This window comes from Armatimonadota bacterium, from assembly GCA_017303935.1.
Classification (GTDB): Bacteria; Armatimonadota; Fimbriimonadia; order Fimbriimonadales; family Fimbriimonadaceae; genus JAFLBD01.
This window is the reverse complement of sequence record JAFLBD010000003.1, coordinates 397,717-421,359: the sequence shown is the minus strand read 5'-3', so window position 1 is coordinate 421,359 and position 23,643 is coordinate 397,717. Positions and strand designations below refer to the sequence as shown.

Below are 23,643 nucleotides of genomic sequence, written 5' to 3'. Positions count from 1 at the left end.
ACAACGCCAGTTTTCGACAAATACTATTTCTTTCGACGGCGAAGGAGCGCCACTGCGCCAAGCGAAAGAGCAAGAATAGTGGATGGCTCCGGAACAGCAACAACACTCACGTTGTCCACACCTTGATAAACGGATCCACCCACATTTTGAATATCCTCAGCAATCGAAAGCGTCGTCGAAGTGCTGGTTGCTGTAAAAACCATCGAACGACCTTCCCACAAGTTTGTAGCCCCAGAAGTCAGGGTCCAAGATTGAGTTGTACCAGCCGCAGAAGCGACTATCTTTGAGGCGCCATAGAGATTGCTTGCACCATGATCGAATGTCAAAAGATATTGTTGGCCGATCGTCGTTGCAAAAGTTTGTTGAATGCCACCTGGCGAGCCGTTATTGTTATAGCCTGCAAGATCCAAAAAGCGTTGACCTTCAGATGGAGAAACGAAATAAGGATTCGACGAACCGATCCAAGCGATTTCGTCACCAGTAACTGACCATCCCATTATTGCTCCAGAACCTCCAAACAGTTGCATGGAGTTATCTCCTCCAGGTGCCCAAGCACCTTGTTCGAAGCCACCATTGACAATGAGGTTGGCGTGCGCGAATCCTGCAAAACCGACTCCGAAAACGAAACCAAGTAGACCCTTCATATTAAATCCCCACGTTCGAAGCAACAAATTTGCTCGACGAATAAAATATACACGGAATTTCCACAGCAGGCAATTTCCTCAGTTAATCCCCGCATAATTATGGGCATTTGAACTAGGAGAGGGCTAACAGTATCCATCATGCTATCGCTCGAGTTTCGGCTGTGATAGAAGGGGATGCCAAAAAAACCACGTAAGTTTGCCCAAGACGTTTTTCACGCAAACGGACGCGGCATGAGTGGACTGTCAATGAATTCGAACACAAATCCTTCCACAGCGCAAAAAGTGGCTTATAATAGAAAGCGATGAAGTCAATTGCATTGTTGGCGTGTTTCGGAGTGGCGGCGATGTCGCAGGCTAGTTTCGAACTGATTCTCGCGATGGACCGGGGAACAGGCTCAAACGGAAAAGTCCACCGCTATGATGGCGACTCCGGAACCTATCTGGGTTCGTTCGCCTCTGGATGGGTGGGTGCGAGTTCCGTGATGGCGGTGAATCAATCGGCGAACGAGCTAGCGGTTGGAACCGGTGGATTTATCCGAATTTTCAACTACAACACTGGCGAGCTGAAACGAACATTGTTTACCGGCAACACGTTGACAACTTTGACATATGCTGGTGGTAACAACTTTTCGTATACGCTGGGAACAGTATCCGGGATTTTCACAATCAATTCTATAGCCGGTGGAGCATCCACGATTGCCACAGGGACTTTTGGTGCGTTCGTGAAGCACCTGGTCGTGAATGGTTCGGATATACGATACACGGATTCCAGTACCAATCAAGTTTTTCGGTCTACCAATGGTGGCACTACGTTCACGAGTTATGGCATACCAGCGGTGGCTTTGACTGGCGGTCTTGCTCAAGGCATTGCATCCGGAAATAACTACAACGATATTTACTACACTTCGACTTCTGTGGGTGGAATTTATTATGATTATGGTTCAGGAGCTGGGAGCCTAACTTTTGCCGGATTTAGTGGGACAACGGGAGTAGGCCTTGCGCACGGTGGTTCGAACTTCATCTTAGGTACGGCTACTGCTGGAGGTGCAAGGTTTATAAAAACGGATACGTATTTGAATTCTGGTTTCCAATTTGACGCGCCGCAAATCACTACTCCGGGACACATTGCGGTTGTGGTCGCTCCAGAACCGGGAAGTTGGATGGCATTAGGAATTGGCGCAGCGGCATTACTCTCCCGCCGCCGAAGAAGATCCTAAAGCATTTCTGAGTCAAAAGCCATACGGAGCGAAGAGACTTCTTTTGTTGTTTATGTAATAAGGGCGTAGGGACTAGAAAACAAAGTCTTGATGCCAAGAAATAGCCTGATCGATATAATTCTCAGATCAGGCTATTTCTTTTATTGTAGCGGCCGGTTATTTCGCTCGTCTTTTTCGGCGAGCCATAAGACCCACAAGACCTGCAGCGAGCATTCCGGTGATTGTTTGTGGTTCTGGGGCGACAACTGTACCCAATGCAACAATTGTGCCGGCACCTGGAACAGTGTAGCTGCTGGTTTGGTAGCCAGTGGTTAACGAATAGCTGTAGACCGACGCTGAATTTAATGTCGAATAACCGCTCGCATAGATGGTGCTAAAGTGACCCGCAGAAACCCCATAAGCATAAGTATTGACAGAGGTTTCTATCATTGGTCCCCAACTGGTTGTATTGGAGTAAGTCATGCGAACATACTTGCCAGAATTGCCCCCAGAAATAACCACCTGGCTGTTTTGAATAAACATTTGTCGGCTGTCGGCGATGCTAGTACTCGCTGAAGTTACGGTGGCCAAAAGAGTGCCGCTAGCGTTATGCCGAGTAATGACGTTGCTTCCAGCCCACGCGACATAGTAGTTGCCATCCGTCGCTTGCATCATGGCGCGAGTTCCTGTGGAACCTGCGGGAGCCGTAAAGATCGCTGACAAAATCCCTCCTTGTGAATAGCGCCGCGCTGAGGCCGAAAAGAAGTCGCCTACCAAAAAGTCGCCATTATTCGCCAAGCCCAAAGTTGCATAGCCATAGCTAGGCATGGCGGCTTCGCCGACTTTTTCACCGGTGTTGTAGTCGAACGAGACGACGGACCGAAGATACGGATCGTACACGTGCGCTTTATTGGCTGACTGTTGGATGGCCATTGCACTCGGGTTGACTAGACGATTCGCCCCAAAATTGCCGAGGTAAATATTGCGCTCACCATCAATTCGGTGAACGGTGTGATTATCTGAATCAAGCGCCATGACAAGTTCAAAAGAAGCGGAAGCGGCGCAGGATAATGCCGCGACGGCAGCCAAAAATGCAATTCGCATGCTAGGAGTATACGGCAAGTTTTCGTCTGGGCAAAATGGATTGCTTGATTTATTTGAGATCCTATCGTTTGGTGTGATGAAAACAACTTCGGAGCGGATTGCTCAGCGGTAGATCGCTTTGAACATCTTGCTTGCACCATACTTGACTGCATGACGCCAAATCGATGGACACCTTAAAATATAGATCGAGAATTGTGAGGTCCTCACGCAATCAATAATCCATTGCTCCGCCGAATTGTAAATAGACGGCAAAATACTCCGGCACCCCCGTTTGGATCAGGCGATGAGCCGTCAATTCCTCATCATATTCTAGTCGAACTTGCTCGACGGACGAGTTGAGCGACCGCTACGCTGTCGGATCGTATCACATGATTTACGAGCCTGACTTCGCGACTGTCCAAAGCATTCGATCATACTGGCGCAATGAGCCTTTGTGCAGATGGATTCGAGCTCTATCGTGGGGTATTCACTCATGACGAAATGGTTCGCGTAATTGCGGAGCTGCCATCGTTAGAGTTGGCAGCAACTACTACCCAATCGAGTCCTCCCCAGATTCAAGAGAAAGCTTGAGCGCTTCGAGGCGGAGGTCCCATTCCGCTTCAAGCTTGGCGATGAACTCCCGGGCGTAGTCCAACCTCTCGATGTTGACGTTCACCCAAACATCGCGGCCCTCGGGTTCCAAGACCACCACTTTGGCGTCGGCAAGAACCTGCAGCTGTCGACGCGCGCCCTGCCGAGTGAGCCCCAAACCATCGGTGACTTGCGAAATGCGTTGGCGGCGGCGGGCGACCAGCCGCTGAACAATTTCCAGCCGGACCGGATCGCCCAACGCGCCAAAAACTTCTGCCAAAGCCATCAATTATTCAAACAGCTTTGCAAAGTTTGCGATTTCTTCGTCCCATCCAGCGGTGTTGTTGTCCATCGCCTCTCGGTAGCGCTCTTCGGGAATCGAAGCAAACCCGCTTTCCTTCAACACAAGGGTGGTCGCGCCGCCAGATTCGGTGAGCCTAAACTCCACCAAAGTGCAACCCTTTTCATAAATATCGCCCTCAAAGATCGTGCCAGGAACCCAGCGATACGCCAGATAACTCGGCGGTTGATAAGCGATCAAATGGACGCTGGATTTGCCCCATTCGCCAAAGTTAAAATGGCCGTGAGTGTCAGTGATCAGCTCCCCGTCCCATGCCTTAAAAAAATCGGAAATCACGCCCTGAAAGACGCGGTCAATGGGAGCATTGATCACGATGGAGCGCTCGATAGAATCTTGCATTTTGAATCCTGTGGCGGTACGCTAAAACCCATCATAACACAATAGGCAATAAAAATGTTGCTTATTTTTTCTGCGCCGGTAATCTGCGACCGCCGCCGGCGTAAGCTGTGGCTTTGGCTGGGGCATCTCTACCACTTAGCCGTAACAGTTCGAGCCCATCAATATTGAGGCATTGATGCCAGTAATTTTGCTAAAAATCAAATTTGCTGTGCTCAGGAACCCACAATGTCATTATATTTATACTGTTAACGGAGATTTATTCTATGAATTGGCTACTAAAAGTTGGGTTGTTTTCGGTTGGAATGGGAATGTCGATCGCGTGTTCGGCGACCACGATCCAGTTCCTCGCGACGGACGGAGACAAGTTGTATCGTGCGGACTCTACAGGCGCGGTTTTGGGTTCAGTGACGATGAATGCACAGATTCAATCATTGACCACTCTTCCGAGCGGATTTGCATTAGCAGGAGCGACGGCAGGCGACATTATTGCGTGTGGAAGAAATCCAGTAAGCGGTCGATACGGGCTTTATCGATTGGATAATCCCTTTGGCGCTGCCAATCTGGTTCAAATTGGTTCACTGGACCAAGGCGTCGGCTCGCTAACTTTTGCAAACGGACAAATGTACGGAGTCGAGGACTCTATTAATCCATTGCGTGTCATGCGTTTCAACGCAGCGACCGGGAACACACTGACAAATTACAACACCGGAATTTCTTCGGCTGGTGGTGGTGGGCTTTCGTTCAATGCCGCTGATGGCCAATTCTATGTGACTGATGCCACAAACAATCGGCTTTATCGATGGGCACCGGGAGGAACGGCGACTTTGGTCGGTGCGGTTGGATTCGGGTTTTCGAACAATGGAATTGAGTTCCACGAAGGCGTTCTATATGGCGCTATGCGAAGAGATAGCCCCGCCGGAACGATGAGCCTTGGTTATTTCAATATGTCGAATGGAGCGTTCACGACGCAGGCTACTTTGACCGGAATTCAGGGCGCCGGCACGGGATTTTTGGCCGTTCCAGAACCAGGTAGCCTGGCCGCGCTTGGTCTAGGATTGCTGGTCGTGACTCGTCGAAAGCGCAAGTATTAGCTCTTTCTGTTGGCTAGAAATAAGCTGCTGGGGTACAAGTCAATACTCCCCAGCAGCTATTGGTTTTGTAATCTGGCGAGTCTAAATCATTTCGCGCGGATGCGATTGTTCTTCGCGTCGTGGGTGATTTCGACCAATCCCATCGCCGAGTGCTACACATCGAATATTGTGGGCTCGAACTCCCTCATCCCCTAGAGTGGGCGTACTAGCAGAATCGTGCACAATCGGAGCATCAAGGGCCGTAGGCCACAGAAGGATCCATCTGCAATCTCAGCGTCGTCTCGTAGCAGCCCATATCCGGCAACGGGCGAGAACCAAGTCCTGTATCCGGCTTCGAAACAATATCAAAGAACCGGGAACGATTTTGAAGATCCAAGTACATCCCAGCGCTGAACTTCGACTTCTCGCCAGCATCCACACAAGGCGACGAAACCGCAAGGTGCAAATCGTCGGGGTAATGAACAAACGACGGATTCGAGATCACGCATCCCGGGAATTTAGAAGGATCGATCGCGTCCTCGCCAGGAATGGTCGTCCAAAGGTTTTGAATACAGCTGTACCGAGCTTTCTTCACGCTACTTTGGCTAACCGTGCCGTTCACGTCGGTATTGCCCCAAAAGATCGAGTTCGAAATATCGGTGCGATAGGTGGCATAGCCGTGATAATAAACACCGCCCGTCTCGTGCGCGTTGTTCTTCACAAAGGTGCAGCCCACCACTTTCAGCAAATAATCGCCGAAATAATAAACGCCAATCGCACCGCCATTTCCGCCCGCAGCAGGAGCAGGAATCGCGTTATTTCCCCGGAACAAGCAGTTCGAAACGGTCAGATCGCGCCAAGAATAAACGCCGCCGCCACTCACCGCCGTGTTCGATTCAAACGTACACCGATCGATCGAAAGAGGCGCGCCGGAGTAATAAACACCCCCGCCAAAATCCGGCATCGAAGAAAAGAAAGGGAAGGTCTGATTGCCGATAAACCGCGAATTCTTGATCGTCGAGGGCGTCGTCCCTTCCAGAGCGATTCCCGCCCCGGAACCGGTCGAATAGTCCGATTCGCCGTGATTGTCAAAGAACATACAGCCGTCCACCGTCGCGCCAGCCGTCCCCGACACCGCGACGCCAGCCCCGTTGACAAACCGGCCCCAATTCTCGCGCACGGTGCAATTCGTCATCAAAAGGCTGCCGTCAATCACACAAACCGCCGCGCCCGCGCCCTGATAGCCGAGGCACCGCTCAAAAGTGCAATCGCGAATTTCAAGCTCGCTTTGTTGCGCCAACACCGCGCCGCCAGCGGTCTGAATCGCGCCGCCACTGGTCACCGTCAGCCCCTCCAGCAGCGTGCCCGCCGCGGCAGAATCAATCTGCAAAACGTGATAGCTGTTGGGCGTATTGGTGTTCATCCCGTTCCACCACGGGTCGCCCCAAGAATCGTCGTCGCCCAGATCACCATCTAAAATCGTGGGATAAATCGCGCGGCTGCGAAGATCAGCGTCCGCGCCGAAGCCCTTATATCCGCCGCGAACCCGAACCCCAGACGGCACGACAAACGAAGCATTGATCTCGCCCGGAAGCCCCGGCCGATAAGTCCCCTGACCAATGCGAACTTCGTCGCCATTCGTGGCGGCGGCCAGCCCTTGATGCAGGTTCGAAAACGCGTTCGCCCAGTCGTTGCCGTTGCCCAATCCGGCGGCACTTTGGCTCACATAGATCGTCCGCGCCGAGGCCAGGCCCGCGCAAGAAACCAGCAGCGCAGCCGCGAACAAGGGAAGATGCTTCATCGCCCACCCCCCGCTGGGAGTCGTCGAACCCCGGCTCCGGCGGGGCTGCAAATCGCGTTTCGGCTTGTCTTCACGAATAGATTTCCTACACACGCGCATCCTCCGACGCCGTGCTTTGCTAGAGAAGAGGCCCCCCACCGCGCATTAAATACACGATCGCCTGTTCGGCAACTCGCTTTAGCCGCTCCGAACTTACATGCGGCCGCAAATGCTCAAACCGCTACGCAGCGCGGGGGAGGGGGGAGGGGGCGCCGAGGGGATACACCACCGCCGCCGCACAAGCCGCCGAAGTTTGGCCCGCACGCTTGCTCCGAATGCGATAGAACTTCCGCTCGCCAGGAACCTGATTTTGGTGCTTGTAATCCGAGCGCGTCACCACGTCCACCAGCTCCCAAAAAGAGGTGCCATCCGGGCTAGATTCGATGATAAATTGCGTTCCGTAAGAGTTATCGTTGCGATTCCATTTAAGAGTATTCACGCCAGTATCATTTCCGCTAATCGTTAAGTCGGTGACAACCATTACCGGGCCAACAGAGCCGCTTCCGGTAATGTTTAGCGATTTCAAAATGCGTGGTTCGAGGTTTGGTTTTGCCTTAAATTGTTTGGCAAGCGAGCGGATTAGGGCCACGGCTTGAGTTCGGCTAGCGTCTTTGCCCGCCACTGCGCCGCGCAGGGTTTCCTTCAATTCGTTAACGCTATAAAACTTGGTGCTAAAGTCAGCCGAAGCGTCTGTAATCTGCGCCAAAGTCTCGGCATCGAGCCCCAGCTCTGCCTCATAAGCCTCACATTTGCTGACAAAGTTTTCGAGCCAAACCCGCAGTTCGGCATCCGAACCAGGGATGTAATCTTGCGCTTCCACGTTCTATTTTTCGGCAGATTCCGGGGGTTTTTGGAGGGGTTGCGCCACCCTCTGCGCCGCTCGACTGGTTTGTCGCTGCCCGCGCGCCATGCTTTGCGCTGATTGCCGGGGTTGTTTGGGCGCTCGCGCGACCCCCGTGTCCCGCTCCCGATGTTGCCCGCCTCGGCCAAAAGGTTGGTGGAACCCGCCCAGAGGTTGCCCGCCGTGGCCAAAAGGTTGGTGGAATCGGCCCAGAGGTTGCCCGCCGTCCTCCCAAAACCCCCGCGCCGATTCCCTGTGCTACTCGGACTGCATTCCCGCGACTTTCGGCAAGTGCGTAGTGACTACGCTCAAAATCTTACGACAAGGCATGGGATTCGGCATAAGCCAAGCATTTCGCATGCATTACACAAATCAGGCTTATCGGCCTTGAGCGATAATTGGAATCTACTTGCACCGACAACAATTTGTACACCATGAGCCCAATATTGCCAAAAAGTCGCAAATGTTGGTTAAAACTTGACAACAATATGTTTCCCTGGTACTATTTTCAGTGCCGGGCGAGGAGCATATGCTTCCAAGCAACGGTAATGGCCCGAAGTAATTCTGGTCGATTGCCCTGGTTTTGTGGGTGTCGTTTCGAATTTCGAAAATCAATTATGGGTTAATCCCAAATCGAGATGAAATGAAAAAAGACATATTAATAGCAAAACTCGTAAGTTCAGGCATTGCGGTTGCCATTCGGTGACAATAATGTCTCAGGCTTGCATTCGTATTCGAAAGAATACATGTAAATACTGGAATTTGAGAAACTTGATGATGCGTAGAAGCGTCAGATAGAATCGAGGATTCGAATCGACAACTGGGACGTCAGCTGAAAGTTGACTCTTATAGCGAGAGGCAGGAATTCGTTGAATTGTTGTCTCTCCTATCTGAAGAAGGCATGAGGTCGCTTATGCCTTCAATCTTATGAAGACCTTTGAGCAACAGTTCTCACGAAAATCCGTAGCCGACGCGGCATTCCGATTTATTTCCAGATCTGCCGCCAAGGGGAACTTGGTGAGACGATCTGCACAGTTTATTAGGTCGGAATTTCATGACCAAGTTGAGCTTACTTCCAAATTAGTGTTAGAGGGAGATTACAAGTTTCGTTATCGCGGAGTGTTGCTGAACAAATTCGGCGGTGGAACTCGAGGAATAACTATCCTCAATGGCATGGACTACGTTGTACATTCTCTTTTGCTTGAATTAGTGCAAGCCAGAGCAGAGAATGCCGTAAACAGTAGAGTAAGTTATTGTAAGCCGAGGTATCGTAATTCTGGTAACAAGGTTGTCGCGAATCATGCCGCATGTGTAACAGGGATTTCCGCAGCGCACAGAGAGTGCAAATTCGGTTTCGGAACCGATATTAAGAACTGCTTCGGCTCTATCGATCGGACGATTCTATCTGAAAAGCTGGAGGGCCTGGAGCTCTGCCCGAACACAAAGTTCCTCCTCGACCGGGCACTATTTACCCCTGTTGATCGGAAGCCGATGAGCGCAACGGCTGAGGAAATTGAAAAGTATTGGTCCGATAAATCTGGAATTGTCCAAGGTAGCCCGCTTTCGCCGCTGATTGCGAACGTGTACCTGTCGGATGTGGATCGCGTTGCCGAGTCATTTAATGCGTTCAGGTACGTCGACGACGTAGTGGTTTTGACCAAGACTGAAGCCGAGGCTCGAGATGCGGAATCCTCAATATTTGGCGTTTTGTCTGATCTCAAACTGCCCTTCCATAAAAGTGGTGACTCTAAATACGAACAAATCGAACCGGCAAACGGCTTCACCTTCGTAGGATATTTCTTTCGTAACGGATGTTCCCGAATTCCAACTCCGAAAGTTGATAAGTTCAAGGCCCATCTTTCTTCTCTCGGTGAGATTTCCGCGACTGAACGAGGTGCCCATAGCGAAACATTGTTCTTGAAAAAATTACTTAAAATTGATCGGTATATCAGAGGTTGGACATATTTCTACAGTCATGCGAATGTGAGCTCAAGAACCAAAAAGGAATTGGATCATGCGATAGCAGAAGAAGTAAATCGACAGCTAGCATTGGTTGATCCGACCATTCGGATGCGGAACAAACGACAGAATATGGTGGCGACCGTGCACACTGAGTTGATTCGAAGTAGAAAGGATAAGCAAATTGAGGATGTCGATCAAGGGGTCATGCGTCCATCCGATTACGTAGATAGTCTTTCAGGTCTTGACTCTGAAGCCCCAGAATAGTTCGCTTCGTCGCTCATGGGTTCTTTATTCTAGTCGCGGAAGGTGGGGAACAGGGGCAATTCCCAAATTCAGGTATCCCAGTTCGCGAATTTTTCCCTTATACTGTGGGGGATGAAATGCCTTTTTGCTTTGGCGAGTTTGATCGTGGCTACGACTGCCGCGCATGCCAGCTTTGATATGATGCTCTTGCCGGATACAAACGGGGGCGTGACACGGTATGACCCGGTGAACCGCGTTCGGCTGGGGAGCTTTGCCACTGGCAACCCGACCCCTTGGCATTCGGTAAACCTGAGCAGCACTTCTGGCGAGGCTTATTTGACGGGGAATGCGAACTATCGGTTTGATTACAACACGGGCACGATGATTGGATCGTCTGCGTTCCCGGTGGGCCTGACGACTTCTAACCTCGATGGGTCGCGGTTTGTGGAGACGTTTAGCACGACTTTCTACACCTACAATTCCAGCATGAGCGCCATCAACGCCTTCGCGCCTGCAGGCCCGACGATGCTTTCTGGCCTTTCTCTGGCGACGGATCGACTGGCGATGATGGTGATCGACTCTACTCCGAACGTGATTTTGAGGGTACGAAATGATGCGACCTCAGCGTTGGTCAGCACGACTCTGGCTTCGACGGCGATCATTAACAACGCCAGCGCGATGACGCTGATGTCCACAAATGTCAACTTCTCGACCTTAAGATACGGCTTTTTTAATGGCGGGAATCTGACGGTTCAGCTACTTACTGTTAATTTGAACACCCTGTCCACCAGTGTCACTTCGAGTCAAACTTTGACCGGTTATGCGACCACGGCCACCGTCAGCATTATGCGCGCGCACGATGGCTATTGGGTGGTGGGCCGTGACTCGACCACGCCTAGCTTGACGCGGATTACCGGGGTGAGCGCGGTGGGGACTGTGTACTCGTCTTATACGACAAGTGATGTCTCGGTGCCGACTTCGCGCTGGGTTGGGGCGAACGTGGTTGCTCCGGAGCCTGGAACGATGGCCGCGTTGGGCATCGGCGTTGCGGCGTTGCTCCGCCGCCGCCGCAAGGCATAAGAATCGTTTTTTGCCAGGCTCACATTCCCGATCGGCCCACCTTCAATTTCATTTCGTAGGGTGGAGTTCCGGTCGGGGATGCTTGCGTCTTATGGCGCGGTTTTTGCCTATGATCGTTGCTGGATCGCGCCGATCAACGGAACGGGCGAACTTCGACCGAGCCGCGACACGCTGCGGCGGCTTTCTTGCCCCATTCCAGAGCTTCTTCTGGAGTCGCGACGTCCAGAACCCAAAATCCATCGATGTACTCATCCGCATTTAGAAACGGGCCATCGGTAATCGTTTGGGAGCCATCCTCTGCGCGGTGAATCGCATTCGCTTCTTTTGGCGACCGCAGCCCGCCGACAAAAACGCGAACGCCCGCGCTGACCATCTCTTCATTCACGCGGTCGATCTCGTCCATCACTTCCTTCGTGATGTTGACGGAATGGTCGTAGTCGGTGGGGCGGTGGATCGCTACAAAGAATTTCATGTTGATGTCTCTCGTTTGGTGGATGGCTGAACGCCGTCCTTGAATGAGTGTCGAAATTCTAGCGCGGAAATCGACAGGCCACTTCGAGATCTTTGACGATGCATGAAAAAGGGGTTCAGCCTGCACGCTGAACCCCTCACGAAGCAACGGAATTGGGTTACTTTTTCTTTCGTCGTCGCAGCATTGCCGCGATACCGACCGCGATCGTGGAGATCGTGGCTGGTTCTGGAACCGGAGTCACTGCGATGTCGCGGATTGCCAACGAATCGCTGGTCTGCTCGCCGCCGATCATTCCGATGGCCGATGCGCTGCCGGTGGCGAGGTTGATCATCGCGAATCGCGATCCTTGCGTCCCTGCAACTTGGAGCGCGGCGTACGCCGTGTTGGTCGAACCCACGGTCAGGATGTCCATACCTGCCAGGGCGGTCACATCCATTCCGAGGGAGCCGACCATCACCTGCGAACCGTTGTTTGGCGGGCTTTGGATCGTGAGCATGTCGGAATTCGAATCGATGTTGTAGAGCGTTGTCGAAGTCGCTCCTGCGAAGCTATTGGTGTACGCCGAAGCCACGATGTATGGCGAACCAGACGATTGGTTGAGCGTTCCGTCGACAACCGTCGCGCCGGTCGCAACGTTGATTCGGAGATTCTGGCCGAGGTTGCTGGTGACTCGGAGGCGGTCTGGAACCGGATTGAAGTCGATTCCGAATTCCGTTCCGGAGAGCATAATCGGCGCCATCGTCGTTGAATTAAAAAGCGAGGCGACAAAGGTGGCTGCGCCGGTGCTTTGATTCAAGGTGTAGATTCTGCCAAACGATCCCAGGCCGTACAACTGACCGGTCGCCGGGCGAAAATCGATCCCGACGAGGGATTCGTTGGACGCCAATCCAGAGATGAATGTCGCTTGCGTGAGCATTCCTGGAGTCGCCGAGTCAAATGACACGAGCTGGTCTCGGGTCGAAAGTCCGTAAACGACAACGGCCTGCGCGGAAACCGCCGCAATGGTCACTGTAGACAAAAGAAGGATTTTGATCTTCATGCTTTTCTCCCTTCCTGAAAATCAGGAGTACAGCAGGAGCTTAACAAGAAATCCTGGCGATCCCAAAGGTTTTCAGTGACTGTTCAGGCATGTCATAAACTGTTCATGTTTGGGCCGAAATTTTTGGCTCATATTCATATTGGCGGGAATATTGCTAACGACTTCCGTTAGCTCTTTTCAATCGAAATTGATCGCGCTAAACTACACGCTATGCCTGGCTTGAACCCGAACCTTGCCTTTCGAAAGGAGATTCTCGACCGAGAACATCCGATCTTGGAGTCGATCTTGGGGGCGGTGGATGTCGGGATCATGCTCACCGATTTAAAGCATAACACCTTAGTCGTCAACGATAGTTTCGGGCAACTTTTCGGGATTCCGATGGTGGAGGCGATTCGAAACAATCCGCAAACTGTGCGCGGTTTGGTTCAGAAGCGAATCATCGATTTTGGTGCGTGGCAGGCAAATCTCGAACAGGTTTATGACGACCCGACTTCGGTTCAAGAAGACCTGCTGTTTCTGCAGGAACCGCACCAAGTATTGGAGCGGAAAACGATCCCAATTTTGGGCGACGACCATGTTCCGATCGCCAGACTGTGGACCTTCGCCGATATCACTAAGCGGTATCACCGCGTCCAGATCGATTCATTGCTGCAAAGTCTTAGCGTTAAGTTCGATCCGAATCCGCGCAAGGTTTACGATCATATCGTCCAGGCTTTGGCTGAATTCTATAACAGCACTTGCATCCTTTCGATCCTCGAAGGGGAGCGGATGAAGTTTCAATCTATTGCCAGCGCGATAGTCGATGTCAGCAACGAAACCGGCAATGAACTGCGGCAATCTTTCTGCCAGTTCTGCCTTGAAAACGACGGGCCGATCATCATCCAAAACGCCCTGGAGAACTCGGTTTATGCCGCGATGATGCCGGTGCAATTGGGAATCACGCGGTACGCCGGTGTCCCGCTAAGGTCGTCTGATGGAACGGTTTTTGGGACGCTCTGCGTGCTCGATCACCACAAAACCAAGATTTTAGGGGACGATGACCTGCGTCTGCTCAGCCTGATGGGGATGCGGATCAGCGGGGAACTCATGCGCGAATCGCACCTTTCGAGGTTGGAGCAAGACCTCGCCCACGCCCAAAAGCAGATGATTCAGAACGAAAAGCTGGCTGTGGCAGGCACGCTCTCGGCGAGCATAGCCCACGATATTCGAAACATCGTGAGCGCAATCACCGTGGATTTGGACGGCGATTACGAATCGGCAGTTGACCGGTTGGATCGCGCCAGAGTCCACATGGAGCGGTTTAATGTCCTTGCTCTTCGGCTGCTTTCATACGCCAAACCGAAGGAGATTTCGACTCAAAAGATTGAGCTTTCGGATGCGATGCACAAGGTCGCCGAACTCCTCCATCGACATCTTCAGATTTCAAAGGTCGACCTCGTCGTCGACTTCGCACCCGATTTTCCGGAGATCGAAGCGGACCCCAGCCGGATCGAACACCTCCTGATGAACCTGTGCCTGAATGCCCTCCAAGCCGTCAAGTCGGGCGGAATCATTAAGGTTATTGGGCGGGCCGAAGACGATCAGGCGATCATCGAAGTGAGCGATACCGGTAAAGGGATGCCAGCAGAACAGGTTCAAAATGCGTTCAAACCGTTCCAAAGTTCGCGGCCGGATGGGTTTGGGCTCGGGCTCTATTCTTGTCAGCAGATCGTCAATGAGTCCGGCGGCACGATCGCAGTTTCGTCATCGGACCACGGCACCACTTTCACGATCAGGTTCCCACTGCCATGAACAAGCAACTTCTCATCGTCGATGACGATCCGTTCTTGGTTAGTTCGCTGAGCCGCCTGCTCCTGGCGAACGGCTTCAAGGTGATCAGCGCTTCAACCATCGCCGAAGGATACGAGCAGATTTTGATTCGTGAGCCAAATCTCGCCATTCTCGACCTGAGCCTTCCGGACGGTGACGGCAACGAACTGTGCCGAAAAATTCGCGAGAAATATGATTTCCCGATCTTGATGCTCAGCTCCCGGGCAGAGTCGATTGACAAGGTTACCGGGCTCACCATCGGAGCCGACGACTATCTGACGAAGCCGTTTGATCCTCACGAATTGGTAGCGCGAATCCACGCGCTCTTGCGGCGATCTGGCAAGGGCGGATTCGACTCCGATCCACAAGAGTTGAAGATCGGGAATATCTCAATCGACCTCAAAATCCGCGAGATTTCGGTGGAAGGGAAGGTCGTCTCTCTGACCCAAACTGAGTTTGATGTTCTGGCATATCTGGCCAAGCATCGCGACCAGGTTGTGCCTCGCGAACAGCTCTTCCGAGTGGTCTGGGGCTACGATTCTGAGTTCGCCAGCAACTCACTGGACGTGCTTGTTTACCGAATTCGCACGAAGATCAAAGCGGCCGGCGGGACTGACTTGATCACCACTGTCCGCGGCTTCGGCTTCCGCCTCCGCTCGAAGCTGGAGTAATCTGGATTTGGTCAGGAAGGGATAAACTGCGTAATATTGGATAATCAATTGTTCGAGAAGTATCGGCCGTCTTGTGTAGCCAAAGCTGCCCATTACTTAGTGGCTCAATATTTTGAATTTCATTCTTTCATCCCAATTCGACAAACAAGCTAATGCAAGGACAATGTAAGCCGTCAACGAATTCTATGGCCTTAGCAGCGTCAATCGCTAAACAGGAATCTGAACTCATTGAAAAACTTCGGAAGAAATATCCGCAGAAAGGATCTGATGCAGGAGTGCTCTTGCAGGAAATCTTGCACGGAGAAGACTCAAAACAGCGTCTCCAAGCCGTGTTTGCATTCAATAACCGCAGATACAAACGGGGCTTTGTACAACTAAGGAGGCTATTCGAAACCGAGGCGACGCAATTTCAGGTCATCGGTGACGATAGCGATTTCGAGAGAGCAGATTTTATTCGCTACCTGCTCGAGAGTTTCGGATTTATAGATACGTTTCAATCTCATCAATTCCTGATGGAAGTGTTTGAGAATGGAAACGAGAAATACAATAAGCTCAATGAGGCTCTAGTTCAGTGGCAGTGGGGCAATATGAGAGCGCATTCTATTGATGCGATGGCTTACGAAAAAGAGTATTTCGATACAGAATTTGTAGTTGGTCTATTAGAGCCAGATGCAGATCATCACTACTTATGCAATGCTCTCTTCGGCATAATGCTGCATTACATTAAAATTGAAGGGTCAATAGACGCAAGGAGTCGAATTGCGCCGCTGCTCGAACATGAAAATCCGAGAGTTCGTTCCTACGCATTAGACACGATCGGATATAGAAGCAATTTTGACTTAATCGAGAAAATGGTCAACGATGAATCTCCTGAGGTTCGAGAAATGGCTCTCCAACGGATTGCGACGTTGACGGAATCGGATGCAGAATTGCTCTTGCAGGAAATCTTGCATGGTGAAGACATAAATCTTCGCAATCAAGCAGTTGTTGCATTCACCAATAAAGGGTACTTTCAAGGATTCTTACAGCTCAAAGATCTCTTTGAGTCCGAAGCATCCCAATTTCAGGCCGTGGATGATGAGAGTGATGCCACGCGGTGGACATTCATTAGCAACTTGCTTGATTGTTTCGGGGCTATGGATACGTTTCAATCCCATCAACTACTGCTAGAAGTGCTCGATGGTGGAAACGAAAAGTACTCAAAGCTAAACGATTTTCTGATTAAGAGGCAGATTTACGATGTGAGGGCTATGGCATTAGATGCGATGGCTTTTGAGGAAGTTTTTTTTGATACTGCTAATGTCGCAGGATTCTTAAAGCCGGATGCATGCCCGCACTATTTACTTAACGCGCTGTATGGATTGATGCGCCATGGGTATAGGATTAGCCATCCTGAAGAGTCGAGAATGCGCATAATGCCATTACTGGAACATAGTTCAGAGAAGGTACGATACTATGCCTTGGAAACAATAGGATACGGAATGGAGAATCTGGATCTAATTAAGAAAATGGTAAATGATCCAGATGAAAGCGTACGTGGTCTTGCGGTCGAGATGCTCGAATCTCTCTCAGAATCGGAACAAGGTTAGTCGGACGGTGTGGATTCTGCTATCAACGGTTTGTAGCGATTTACATCGGGGTTTTGTCGAAGCCAAGATTGATTAACAAATTAGAGACTAACAGGAACAAAGTCAAATGTAGGGAAGTTATTACAATCGTGAGCGAGACGGAAGTGATCAGCGGAAGGGGGCAGCAAGTGGGTTCGAAGAGCCTAGTGCCCGCCCGTGTGATCAACGAACCCCTAGTGGGTCAGATTCAGTATGGAGAAGATGCTTACACCGAAGATTGGTGGTTGCCAGCCCATTCGGGCTGGCAACCTAATCCGGTCACTCCAAGTGCTTATGTATTGCTATCGAGTTGCCCAGCAAACCTAAGATAGTCGGCGAAGTACTCTGGCAAACCTGCTTCTACCAGCCTGCCAGCGGCGATTTCGACGTCATATTCCACACGCACTTGTTCGACAGACAGGCTATCGCGATCAAATGAAATCACCGCGTATCCTGCTCTGGGGTCACCATCTTTGGGCCGACCCACGGACCCAGTGTTGATGAAGTGCACGCTGTTCACAACCCGGTGGAATGGGACGTGGGTGTGGCCAAATACGATGACATCTGCATGGGCATCGTCCTTGCTACCGGACGTGAACTGGCTCAGGAAGCCGTCTGATCGGTTCTCAAAGAGATATTCAGTGTTGGAACGGGGAGAGCCGTGGCAAAGAAGCACTCGCCGCCCCTCCACATCGATTCTAATTTCGCGGGGTAAAGCGCGCAGCCATGACTTGTTCGAGTCCAATGTATTTGACCTGGTCCACGAAAATGAGATGTTACTCATTTCGATATCGAATGGCTTGATGTAGTGGCACCCGCAATCATCTTTGTTGAATCCGACTCCTTCGTCGTAATTGCCCAAGATGGTGGGGCATCCCATCGATTGGATGATCTCCTGAACTTCATTCGGTTGGCTCGCATACCCTCCGAGGTCCCCGAGGCAATAAACGCCGTCGTATCCACCCCCATCAATGGAGGCTTTAACGGCCTCCATTGATGGGAGGTTGGCGTGTATGTCGGAGAATATGGCGAGTCTTGTCATACCAGTACGTCCTGAGCGACTGACTGTGGTCGGTCTGCCTTTTCGAGCGGCGAGGTCCAGGGTTCGATGACGACGCGAATCGCGGAATCCAGAACTTCCTGGATAGGGCCAACTTCCTGAGCCGCCTTTCCCGCAAGCATAGGCTCAGAAACTCCTGTGGCAATGAACGATCGGTTGATGATCCAGCCAAACGGTTCTATGCCAGCCCGTCGCAAATCCGCTTCCAATCGCTGGGCTTCATGGACTGGAGTTGGCTCTGGGAGGGCAACGAGCACAACCTTCGTGAATTCAGGGTCGCGAAGTCGAGGGAGGAGTTCGCGGACCGATTCGGGTGCGTCGCTTTGGGTTCTGGCGACTTCGCGATGATACGACTCGGTCGCATCCATGAGCAGAATCGTGTGACCAGTCGGTGCGGTATCGATGACGACGAATCGGTCAGTGCCTTTAGCGACCGCATCCGCAAAGGCTCTGAATACTGCGATCTCTTCTGTACATGGTGAGCGTAGATCCTCTTTGAGAAGAGCCAGAGCGTCGTCATCCATCATTTGAGATGCCTTTTGAAGTGCTGATTCGGTGTACTTGGCAACCTCTGCCGCGGGGTCGATTCGCTCAACAATTAGATCTCCATGTGAATCGGTTGCAACATCCATCACGTTTCCGGCTGGGTCAGTGGTGGTGAGCAGTACGGAGTGTCCGTGGCTTGCGAGCGCTTGAGCGATTCGAGTGGCCACTCGTGTCTTGCCGACTCCGCCCTTGCCCATAGTCATCACGACTCCCTTGCCAGTCTGCTCAAGTTCGCGGACAAACTGCTCGAATAAAAGCTTGCTCTGTGGCGGAATGAGTGATCGAGAAGAAGTAGGAACCTCGCGGGACCCCGACAAAAGCGCTCTAAGTGCCTCGATTCCAACAACGTTGCCCGAAAGGAGAGGAATCTCGGTGCTAGGAATCGACTTCAGGCTGGTTGGCATTGAGGACAGTCCATCTTCCACGACGGCGGCATACTGCTGGGCGATCGGATCTTCGGTGGAGTCGATTCGATACACCGCGTTTACTAAGAGAGACAGATTGGTAATTCCGAGTTCGCTCAGTTCCCCCTGAGTCCGGGCGGCTTCTTTCAAACTAGCCCGTTCTGGCCGAGCTACCAACACCACGGTGGTTAGATCGCCATCTGCCAAATGTTCAAACGCTTGTCGGTAAAGCTCCTTTTGATCTTTCAACCCAGCGAGCGGGCCGAGGCAACTCGCTTCGGCGGTCGTCGTGTTCAGATATCCGCTCCAGGCATTGGGGAGACTGAGAAGTCGGAGGGTGTGCCCAGTGGGAGCCGTATCAAAGACGAGGTGGTCGAATGATTCGGTGGCTTCCTGGTCTGCCATCAGCCGGACGAATTCGTCAAAGGCTGCGATCTCGGTGGTGCATGCTCCGGAGAATTGCTCCTCCATGTTTCGGATGACCGCTTCAGGCAACTTGCCCCGGAAAGGACCGACGACCTTCTCGCGATATGCGGCAGCAGCAGCCTCGGGGTCTAGGTTTGCGCCAAACAGTCCCTCAATTCCGGGAATCGGAGTTGGCTCAGAACCCAAGCGCACGCCGAACACTTCGTCAAGGTTACTTGCTGGATCAGTGCTGACGATGAGAGTCTTCTTGCCGGATTGAGCCAGACTTAAAGCCGTGGCACAGGCGAGAGAAGTCTTGCCGACACCTCCCTTGCCGGTAAAGAAGAGGTATCGCGATTTGAGGTTGTTGGCCCACATTTCAGCAACACCTTTCACCTTCAGATTCACAGCACTTGGTAGACGCCATGGGCAACTCGACACTAGTCTTCTCTGAGGTCGCATTTGCCTCAATGTTCAGCCAATGTGAGAGTTCTGAACGGCTCGGATAGGTCGCTTTTGCCATCACTTGTCCTTCGACAATGAAGAGAGGAAGATTCTCTGCCTCGGCGCCCATTTCCGCAAGAACCAGTGGGTTCGCTGTGAAGGCTTCTGGCTGATGGGCGAGGTTGTATCGCTCGACCGTGACACCTTGGCTCTTCAGATACGCAACATCGGCGGCTAACTTGACAAGTTTGGAGTCGACGCTTGGTCCGCAAACTCCAGTGGAACAGCACATGGCAGGGTCATAGATTTGAATAGCTTTCATTTGGTTTCTTCCTTGGTTGAAATTTGTGGACTGGTGGCTGAGCACGCAACGGTGCATGCTTCTGATTGGCTGTCGAGATACCCGCGCATCACGTCAATGGCCTCTTTTCTGAGAGAACACACCATAAATTTCCCGCTTTTCTCGGCATGGATTAATCCAGCCAGGCGGAGCTCTTTGATGTGAAAGGAGACTGTCGAGCTAAATTGCTCGTTACCCGTGACGTGGCAACAGACTTCTCCCACGGTCACTCCTTGAATCGGGCGAACATCGCCGCTTTCATCAAGGGCGATCGGATTGCACTTCGAGCAAAGAAACTCAAAGATGCGTGCCCGAGTCGGGTCACCGAGGGCTTTGAACATTTGGATGGGTGAGTCCACAATCGAAGTATACCACGACATATCGAGATATTTAGATATATGCTGATGAATTAATGAGAATTTGCTTCTCGTTCAACGACCGATGCTTTCTGAATCTCTGCTGGGAGAGTGCGCCCGACCAGTGCATCGAATTGAATCCGAGCGAAAGCGCAAGGACATGATTAGGTCTTTCGGGTGCAAGAAAACAGGTTCTCTTGCAATGCGGGCCAAGCCTATGGTACGATGCCGCTTCCGTTAATTCGGAAGTAGGAACAATTCCATGTCGCTCGCAATATCCATAAATCGCCCAAGCACGCTCGATCGCAAATCGGGTGGCGGTAGTGCGTTTTTCACCCCCATGCGACGCGAGGACCTGTTCTAGAGTATTTCAGCAAAACTGAGTAGTACGAACCGGTCCGAGCGTAATGGCACTCGGACCGGTTTTTTGTTTTCCGAATCATGGAAATAGAGGCGCGGATTCCGTCGACGAGTGTCATCTCGATTCTTTCAATCGTCTCCAACGACCCCAAAAAAACAGATGAACAAAGTACAAGATATTCCAGTATGGGGCGCACCGATTTTGGAAGATGCCCTGAAGCAGATTAAGGTGGTCGCTGATTTTGGCGCCGAAAAAGTTGCCTTGATGGCGGACCATCACGTGGGTTACTCGATGCCGATTGGCGGCGTGGCTGCATACCGTGAGCACTTATCCCCGAGTGGTGTCGGCTATGACATCGCCTGTGGGAACAAGGCGGTGCGCCTCGACATCCCGGCACGAGAAGTCCGAACGCACATCAAGCGGATCATGGACGACATCTTTTCGAAGATTTCGTTTGGTATCGGCCAAGTCAACCAGGTCCAAGTCGATCATGAGTTATTCGATCGCGATGCTTGGAAGCTGCATCCGGCAAAAAGCAAGAAGGAATCCGCCCGAAACCAATTGGGAACAGTTGGAAGCGGAAACCACTACGTCGACTTGTTTGTAGATGAATTGGAGCGCGTTTGGGTTGGAGTTCATTTCGGCTCCCGAGGGCTGGGCCACGCAATCGCGTCGCACTTCATTGAAGCGGGAGGCGGGTCGGATGGAATGCACGTTCCACCGGTGATCCTACACGAGAAGAGTGCGTTGGGTGAGGACTACCTGCAACTCATGAACCTAGCAGGCGAATACGCCTATGCTGGTCGGGATTGGGTGTGCGACAAGGTGGCGCGAATCTTGAAGGCGAAGATTGTGGAAGAGGTGCATAACCACCACAATTTCTGCTGGCGAGAAACCCACGGCGGTGTCGAATATTGGGTTGTTCGAAAAGGTGCAACTCCGGCGTTTCCTGGTCAAAAGGGATTCGTCGGTGGCTCGATGGGTGAAAATTCGGTGATCATCGAAGGAGTGAAATCGGAGCACGCACTGGACTCGCTTTACAGCACAATTCATGGCGCTGGGCGGGTGATGAGCCGGACCCAAGCAGCCGGAAAGCGGAAAGGGAAGACCAGAATCGGCGGGAAGATCTCGCCAAAAATGATGGACGACTGGGTCCGTCAGGCTGGCGTCGAACTTCGTGGTGCTGGTGTCGATGAGTCACCGCATTGCTATAAGCGGCTGAACGAAGTGTTGGATCATCACGATGGAACGATCAAGATCATCCACACTTTGAAGCCAATCGGCGTCGCCATGGCCGGCGCGGACGTTTACGATCCTTATCGTGATTGAGGCAGAAGCGTAAGATGGAGTAAGGGGGCTCAGCGAGTCCTCTGCTCCAACTCGAAAATGAGCGTCACTTTGCGATTCTGCTCAGATACACCGAGAGATAAAGTGATTATCCGCCGCATTCGACATTGATCGATCGCAGCTCTGCGAGCCTAGCCGATCGACGCCTCAATGCCCTGCAATCAGAGGAGGTCAGTTCTGATCCAAGTTTCGTCCGAATATCGCGCCACATCCAACGCTCGAGTGTGCTCGGCGCACCATTGTTTACCTTCTGGCAGGCGCGTGAAAACCATAGCCAGCTGGCAGCATGTCGGAGTTCGCCTTGACTGGCCCTTCCAGAAGCGATCGTCTCGGCGCAAACGGCAACAAAGCTAATGCCGGGACGGAACCCCTCCGAAACGAGGAGCCCTTCGGCAATTCCTCGTGCTCCCGAATAGTCACATTCCGATCGGCAAATCAAAGCCTCGGTAAGTTGGTACCAGGGCGCGAATCTGTCCTCTGGATCCAAGGCATAGTGAGCACCCGCCATCTCCCAAGCGACTCTCGCCTCCTTGACCTTCCCGGCAAGAGCGAGCGCTCGACTTCGAATTGTTGTGAGAGCGGCATGTCCGTTTGGATGCCCGGCGCGAGCGTAGGCGTCAGCACTCTCCTCTAGGAGTCTGATGCCCACACGAAAATCCATTGCGTCGATCCTGACAATGGCGCAATTCCCGAGCAGCCCCGCTTTAGTATAGGGGTCCATAATGCGCGAAGCAAGCCTCTCTCCTTCGGTACTCCAATACGTTGCGTCTCGAAAATCTCCGCGGGCTGAAGCGCAAACCATCAGTGACCTCAGAGCTTTGCTTGCCCGAATCCAATCGCCTTCTGCGTAGGCTTCGCGACAGAAGCGAGCCAACAATCCGTCTCCACCTACATCCGAACCTTGAACGGTTCCGATGTGCCGCTCGATGGCGAAGAGCGTTTTGCGGATCGCAGACTTTTGGCCGGCGGAGGAACCCAAGGCGGTCTTCAAGACAGGATGAACAAGGTGCCATGGCAAGAACTCCCATTCACGCTCATTCTCAACTAGAAATTCAACCGCAGCCGACGGCGTCGAATTCGCCAGATTCAATGCCTCTGCCATCAAGACTGGGGTCTGGGAAATGCCGGCCTCCTGCTCTCGTTTTGACCTCGCCCAGCTTTGGTTGCTTCCGTGATACAACTCCTCGCTGCCCGAAGAGTCAACATCCAGCCAACCGGGTGTGATGCCGAGTAAATCGCCATCTTCTACAAATGAAAAAGAAGGTAATCGTGACCTCAACCGCGCCAGGGCTACACGGAGATTTGCGCGAGGATCTTGGCATCGATCAACCTCCCAAATCATAGAGGCGAGAATTGCGCGGGAAGTCAGCGCGCCAGGCGAGTCTACAAGCACTGCTAGCAGTAGCAATTCAGGTTGAGTTAGCCCCGAACACGGCTCGTTGCTGGGGGAGAACAGTCGCAGTCGACCTCGGATTTTGAGACGCCACATCGTTGCTACCTGAATCGCAACATTATAGCTCTATCAATCAATT

Annotated in this window: 22 protein-coding genes; 9 read left to right on the top strand and 13 right to left on the bottom strand. The window is 52.1% G+C overall.

The window, feature by feature from the left end:
* Positions 1 to 23: 23 nt before the first annotated feature.
* Positions 24 to 644 (bottom strand): DUF642 domain-containing protein, encoded by a 621-nt coding sequence (locus J0L72_11115; protein MBN8691318.1) that lies wholly within the window; start codon positions 642 to 644, stop codon positions 24 to 26.
* 302 nt (positions 645 to 946) lie between these two features.
* Between J0L72_11115 and J0L72_11110 the strand changes: the two genes are divergently transcribed.
* A complete protein-coding gene (locus J0L72_11110) occupies positions 947 to 1,861 on the top strand; it encodes a PEP-CTERM sorting domain-containing protein (protein MBN8691317.1) in 915 nt (304 codons plus the stop codon).
* A gap of 156 nt (positions 1,862 to 2,017) precedes the next feature.
* Here the strand turns inward: J0L72_11110 and J0L72_11105 are convergent, their stop codons facing one another.
* From J0L72_11105 to J0L72_11095, 3 genes are all read right to left on the bottom strand, one after another.
* Positions 2,018 to 2,944 (bottom strand): PEP-CTERM sorting domain-containing protein, encoded by a 927-nt coding sequence (locus tag J0L72_11105; GenBank protein MBN8691316.1) that lies wholly within the window; start codon positions 2,942 to 2,944, stop codon positions 2,018 to 2,020.
* 529 nt (positions 2,945 to 3,473) lie between these two features.
* Entirely contained in the window at positions 3,474 to 3,800 is a 327-nt protein-coding gene (locus tag J0L72_11100) for a helix-turn-helix transcriptional regulator (protein MBN8691315.1), read from the bottom strand.
* A gap of 3 nt (positions 3,801 to 3,803) precedes the next feature.
* Positions 3,804 to 4,214 (bottom strand): SRPBCC domain-containing protein, encoded by a 411-nt coding sequence (locus tag J0L72_11095; GenBank protein ID MBN8691314.1) that lies wholly within the window; start codon positions 4,212 to 4,214, stop codon positions 3,804 to 3,806.
* 263 nt (positions 4,215 to 4,477) lie between these two features.
* On the opposite strand from J0L72_11095, the gene J0L72_11090 reads away from it, so the two are divergent.
* The gene (locus J0L72_11090) at positions 4,478 to 5,305 is read left to right on the top strand and encodes a PEP-CTERM sorting domain-containing protein (GenBank protein MBN8691313.1); all 828 of its coding nucleotides are present in this window, start codon (positions 4,478 to 4,480) and stop codon (positions 5,303 to 5,305) included.
* A 232-nt stretch (positions 5,306 to 5,537) separates the two neighbouring features.
* On the opposite strand, the gene J0L72_11085 is transcribed toward J0L72_11090, so the two are convergent.
* Together J0L72_11085 and J0L72_11080 are read right to left on the bottom strand one after the other, a co-directional pair.
* On the bottom strand, positions 5,538 to 7,085 hold the full coding sequence (locus J0L72_11085) for a right-handed parallel beta-helix repeat-containing protein (GenBank protein ID MBN8691312.1): 1,548 nt from the start codon (positions 7,083 to 7,085) through the stop codon (positions 5,538 to 5,540).
* Between the two features lie 220 nt (positions 7,086 to 7,305).
* Positions 7,306 to 7,944, bottom strand: a complete 639-nt coding sequence (locus J0L72_11080; GenBank protein ID MBN8691311.1) for a hypothetical protein — start codon at positions 7,942 to 7,944, stop codon at positions 7,306 to 7,308.
* A 948-nt stretch (positions 7,945 to 8,892) separates the two neighbouring features.
* On the opposite strand from J0L72_11080, the gene J0L72_11075 reads away from it, so the two are divergent.
* Positions 8,893 to 10,191: a hypothetical protein gene (locus tag J0L72_11075; protein MBN8691310.1), complete on the top strand. Its 1,299-nt coding sequence runs from the start codon at positions 8,893 to 8,895 to the stop codon at positions 10,189 to 10,191.
* Positions 10,192 to 10,302: 111 nt separating this feature from the next.
* Complete coding sequence (locus J0L72_11070) at positions 10,303 to 11,250, top strand: PEP-CTERM sorting domain-containing protein (protein ID MBN8691309.1); 948 nt, start codon at positions 10,303 to 10,305, stop codon at positions 11,248 to 11,250.
* Between the two features lie 133 nt (positions 11,251 to 11,383).
* On the opposite strand, the gene J0L72_11065 is transcribed toward J0L72_11070, so the two are convergent.
* Positions 11,384 to 11,722, bottom strand: coding sequence for a hypothetical protein (locus J0L72_11065; protein ID MBN8691308.1), 339 nt, complete (start codon positions 11,720 to 11,722; stop codon positions 11,384 to 11,386).
* A 157-nt stretch (positions 11,723 to 11,879) separates the two neighbouring features.
* Entirely contained in the window at positions 11,880 to 12,761 is an 882-nt protein-coding gene (locus tag J0L72_11060) for a DUF4394 domain-containing protein (protein ID MBN8691307.1), read from the bottom strand.
* Positions 12,762 to 12,971: 210 nt separating this feature from the next.
* Here J0L72_11060 and J0L72_11055 point away from each other — a divergent pair, with 210 nt between their 5' ends.
* From J0L72_11055 to J0L72_11040, 4 genes are all read left to right on the top strand, one after another.
* Positions 12,972 to 14,552, top strand: a complete 1,581-nt coding sequence (locus tag J0L72_11055; GenBank protein ID MBN8691306.1) for a GAF domain-containing protein — start codon at positions 12,972 to 12,974, stop codon at positions 14,550 to 14,552.
* Positions 14,549 to 15,241 carry a response regulator transcription factor gene (locus J0L72_11050; protein ID MBN8691305.1) on the top strand — a complete coding sequence of 231 codons (693 nt, stop codon included), beginning with the start codon at positions 14,549 to 14,551 and terminating at the stop codon, positions 15,239 to 15,241. Before J0L72_11055 ends, J0L72_11050 begins: the two co-directional genes overlap by 4 nt.
* A gap of 185 nt (positions 15,242 to 15,426) precedes the next feature.
* Positions 15,427 to 16,830 carry a hypothetical protein gene (locus J0L72_11045; protein ID MBN8691304.1) on the top strand — a complete coding sequence of 468 codons (1,404 nt, stop codon included), beginning with the start codon at positions 15,427 to 15,429 and terminating at the stop codon, positions 16,828 to 16,830.
* A 128-nt stretch (positions 16,831 to 16,958) separates the two neighbouring features.
* Complete coding sequence (locus tag J0L72_11040; protein MBN8691303.1) at positions 16,959 to 17,180, top strand: hypothetical protein; 222 nt, start codon at positions 16,959 to 16,961, stop codon at positions 17,178 to 17,180.
* Here the strand turns inward: J0L72_11040 and J0L72_11035 are convergent.
* Genes J0L72_11035 through J0L72_11020 form a run of 4 tightly spaced genes read right to left on the bottom strand, consistent with a single transcriptional unit; the run spans position 17,141 to position 20,427 of the window.
* Entirely contained in the window at positions 17,141 to 17,890 is a 750-nt protein-coding gene (locus tag J0L72_11035) for a metallophosphoesterase family protein (GenBank protein ID MBN8691302.1), read from the bottom strand. The two genes, J0L72_11040 and J0L72_11035, sit on opposite strands and share 40 nt — an antisense overlap.
* Entirely contained in the window at positions 17,887 to 19,641 is a 1,755-nt protein-coding gene (gene arsA, locus J0L72_11030; GenBank protein MBN8691301.1) for an arsenical pump-driving ATPase, read from the bottom strand. Before arsA ends, J0L72_11035 begins: the two co-directional genes overlap by 4 nt.
* 1 nt (position 19,642) lies before the next feature.
* Positions 19,643 to 20,029, bottom strand: a complete 387-nt coding sequence (gene arsD, locus J0L72_11025) for an arsenite efflux transporter metallochaperone ArsD (protein ID MBN8691300.1) — start codon at positions 20,027 to 20,029, stop codon at positions 19,643 to 19,645.
* Complete coding sequence (locus tag J0L72_11020) at positions 20,026 to 20,427, bottom strand: helix-turn-helix transcriptional regulator (protein ID MBN8691299.1); 402 nt, start codon at positions 20,425 to 20,427, stop codon at positions 20,026 to 20,028. Before J0L72_11020 ends, arsD begins: the two co-directional genes overlap by 4 nt.
* Positions 20,428 to 20,923: 496 nt before the next feature.
* On the opposite strand from J0L72_11020, the gene J0L72_11015 reads away from it, so the two are divergent.
* A complete protein-coding gene (locus J0L72_11015; protein MBN8691298.1) occupies positions 20,924 to 22,093 on the top strand; it encodes an RtcB family protein in 1,170 nt (389 codons plus the stop codon).
* A gap of 106 nt (positions 22,094 to 22,199) precedes the next feature.
* On the opposite strand, the gene J0L72_11010 is transcribed toward J0L72_11015, so the two are convergent.
* Positions 22,200 to 23,600: a helix-turn-helix domain-containing protein gene (locus J0L72_11010; protein MBN8691297.1), complete on the bottom strand. Its 1,401-nt coding sequence runs from the start codon at positions 23,598 to 23,600 to the stop codon at positions 22,200 to 22,202.
* Positions 23,601 to 23,643 lie beyond the last annotated feature (43 nt).